This is a genomic window from Elusimicrobiota bacterium, from assembly GCA_040757695.1.
GTDB lineage: Bacteria > Elusimicrobiota > UBA8919 > UBA8919 > UBA8919 > JBFLWK01.
The window spans coordinates 1-2,209 of record JBFLWK010000180.1 but is presented as its reverse complement, the minus strand read 5'-3'; the positions used below and the strand labels follow the sequence as shown (position 1 = coordinate 2,209).

The following is a 2,209-nucleotide window of genomic DNA, read 5'->3' as shown; positions in this document are numbered from 1 at the left end:
CGGCTCGGTCATAAATTCGGTCAAAACGATGATACCGTTTTGTCCCATTTATGTCCCGCCGATGATAAATAGACCTTGTGAATATCCCATAAATTGCCAATATCCGTAAGGACTTGTGAAATCCGCTGACGGCAAGTGGTGAAAAGACAACAGCATTCATTTAACAGCAAAGCCAACGGCCTATGTTTAATGGAACAATACGAAGTTTTTCATCGGGCGAGATTTTTTCTGCTCAGTCAGTTTTTTATAGACGAGATTTTACATAAGGTGTTTATCACTCAAACGCCGTGATGGGCTTTCTATTAAAACAAGAAACAAAAAGCAAGAAGCAAGAAGCAAGAAGTCAGAAGCCAGAATCCTGCATCTTGCATCTTACATCTTGCATCTTTCTTCTTACCTGTCGCAATTTACCGTCTGAAAACCTTGCACTATCAGGAGGGAAGGGCGATGGAAAAGTCAAAGTGGGGCGGTGATAAAAACGGACTTGGACTTTACGAAATGATGACAGCACCATCAGAAATTGTAAGCAAAGTCATTGACGCACTAAAAAATAACGAGCCGAAACTTGCTTACGAGTTGCTTGGCTTAAACTATCAAGGGGGCGAAAATGTTAGAGTGTAAAAATTGTGGGAATGAAGTAAGTTTAACTGGTGTAGGAACATTAAGTCAGCAACTTGGAATATGCCCCGTCTGTGGCTACGAGCAACCAGACACCGATGTGGACGATAGTTTGTTTTTTGATTTGGTAAAATTGAACTCACCAGTAGACGAACTTGACAGGATAAGAAAAAGTCCAGTAAGAACCGAGCGAGACTTAAAATTGAAAGTAGAGGAAGTTGTTATCAGGGTTGCTTATTGTGTCTATAAATCCGCACTGAAAAAATACTCTGCGGAGTTGTCGCAAAATCAAAAGAAAAATCCTTGTATAAGTGAGGGGGTAAAATGTTCGGCAGATATTTTGAATGTGTAATACCGTCGGAAAATAAAAATAAGTTTTACAATGTCCATCTGAAAAGAACTGATACAGGAATTTTTTATGTGTTTTGCGGGTATGGTAGAAAAGGCAAAACCTTTATCACGCAGGACAAATTTTTTGGCACGGATTTTAATTCGGCATTGACTTATTTTAATAAAATCGCAAAAACCCGACTGGCTCACGGATATAAAGAAATCCATTTTATCCCTGTTGCCGATATTCCATATAATCAAGAGACCGACGAGCACTATAAAGAGCGATGCAGAGAAATAGAGGCGGGGCTGAACAATCCGCTTTTGACAGGCGGAACAAAATTAACTCAAAATGATGTTGACGCTATTCGGAGGGCGGGGTTATGATAAATTTAATTGTATATGAGCCGACGGAAAGGTTTCTTAATTTCTTAAATACACATAATTATTCTTACGAGTATGAACCTGACGCTAATATCATAGATGTTGATAATTACCAGCACGGAAGTTTCAAGGGAGTAATAGGATGTAACGCAAAGGCATTTATTGATGGAAAGTGGGTATCAATATGACGGAATCGGTCAAGCCTCTTTACAAAAGGCGGTTTTTTAAGCCTCACGGCACAATACCTTCCGCAACAGAAAGACAGATGAACTACATAAAATACCTTGCACAGAAAAACGAGCAAGATGTAAGCGATTTAATACAGCAGAGGTTAAACATCAAAGAAGCAAGTGCGGTGATTACTGCACTTTTAGAAATGCCTGTCCCCGAATGTCTCTATCGGGGGTCGTAATTTACTGCTTGGTATCCTTGTATCAATATGAGAACACTTATTAAAAAATACGCTGTGTGGAAACATAATAGAATAATCAAAATGTCTGATGATAAACAAAAACTCATTGACTACATCAATTCGCTCCAGGTGATTGACAAAAATAAGGTATGGTTAGCAAGGAACGAGTTCTGGGGCTGGGTAGGTGAACCGATGGGAGCAAGGCACGATGAAAAAACTGTATAACTTTTTTTATATGTTGTTAGCAAAAGCAAAATACAAAGCCAAGCACTCTGCAATTTTCAACTTGTTTTTCGCTTTTGATTTGAAGTATTTGCTGATACCAAAAGTAAGGCGAGAATTTGTATTCGGTTTGAGACGATATATTTCAGAGGATTTGTGGAGGTAGTTTTTTGTTTGACTTTTTGCTGTAAAAATGTAAAATAATATTTAAGGAAACAACGGATATGGGAAAGAAAAATATCG

General features: G+C 38.4%; 7 protein-coding genes. All 7 read left to right on the top strand.

Features of this window, described 5'->3' with window-relative positions; genetic code table 11:
- The first annotated feature begins 447 nt into the window (after window positions 1-447).
- The 7 genes from AB1349_13880 to AB1349_13850 all read left to right on the top strand — a co-directional run bounded on the left by AB1349_13880 (window position 448) and on the right by AB1349_13850 (window position 2,132).
- Window positions 448-621, top strand: a complete 174-nt coding sequence (locus tag AB1349_13880) for a hypothetical protein (protein MEW6558415.1) — start codon at window positions 448-450, stop codon at window positions 619-621.
- Entirely contained in the window at window positions 608-970 is a 363-nt protein-coding gene (locus AB1349_13875) for a hypothetical protein (protein MEW6558414.1), read from the top strand. The genes AB1349_13880 and AB1349_13875 overlap by 14 nt, the downstream gene beginning before the upstream one ends.
- Window positions 943-1,335, top strand: coding sequence for a WGR domain-containing protein (locus AB1349_13870; protein MEW6558413.1), 393 nt, complete (start codon window positions 943-945; stop codon window positions 1,333-1,335). The genes AB1349_13875 and AB1349_13870 overlap by 28 nt, the downstream gene beginning before the upstream one ends.
- The gene (locus tag AB1349_13865; protein MEW6558412.1) at window positions 1,332-1,520 is read left to right on the top strand and encodes a hypothetical protein; all 189 of its coding nucleotides are present in this window, start codon (window positions 1,332-1,334) and stop codon (window positions 1,518-1,520) included. Before AB1349_13870 ends, AB1349_13865 begins: the two co-directional genes overlap by 4 nt.
- Before the next feature lie 77 nt (window positions 1,521-1,597).
- Window positions 1,598-1,744 carry a hypothetical protein gene (locus AB1349_13860; GenBank protein ID MEW6558411.1) on the top strand — a complete coding sequence of 49 codons (147 nt, stop codon included), beginning with the start codon at window positions 1,598-1,600 and terminating at the stop codon, window positions 1,742-1,744.
- 27 nt (window positions 1,745-1,771) lie between these two features.
- Entirely contained in the window at window positions 1,772-1,969 is a 198-nt protein-coding gene (locus AB1349_13855; GenBank protein ID MEW6558410.1) for a hypothetical protein, read from the top strand.
- Complete coding sequence (locus tag AB1349_13850; GenBank protein MEW6558409.1) at window positions 1,953-2,132, top strand: hypothetical protein; 180 nt, start codon at window positions 1,953-1,955, stop codon at window positions 2,130-2,132. The genes AB1349_13855 and AB1349_13850 overlap by 17 nt, the downstream gene beginning before the upstream one ends.
- The last annotated feature ends 77 nt before the right edge of the window (window positions 2,133-2,209 follow it).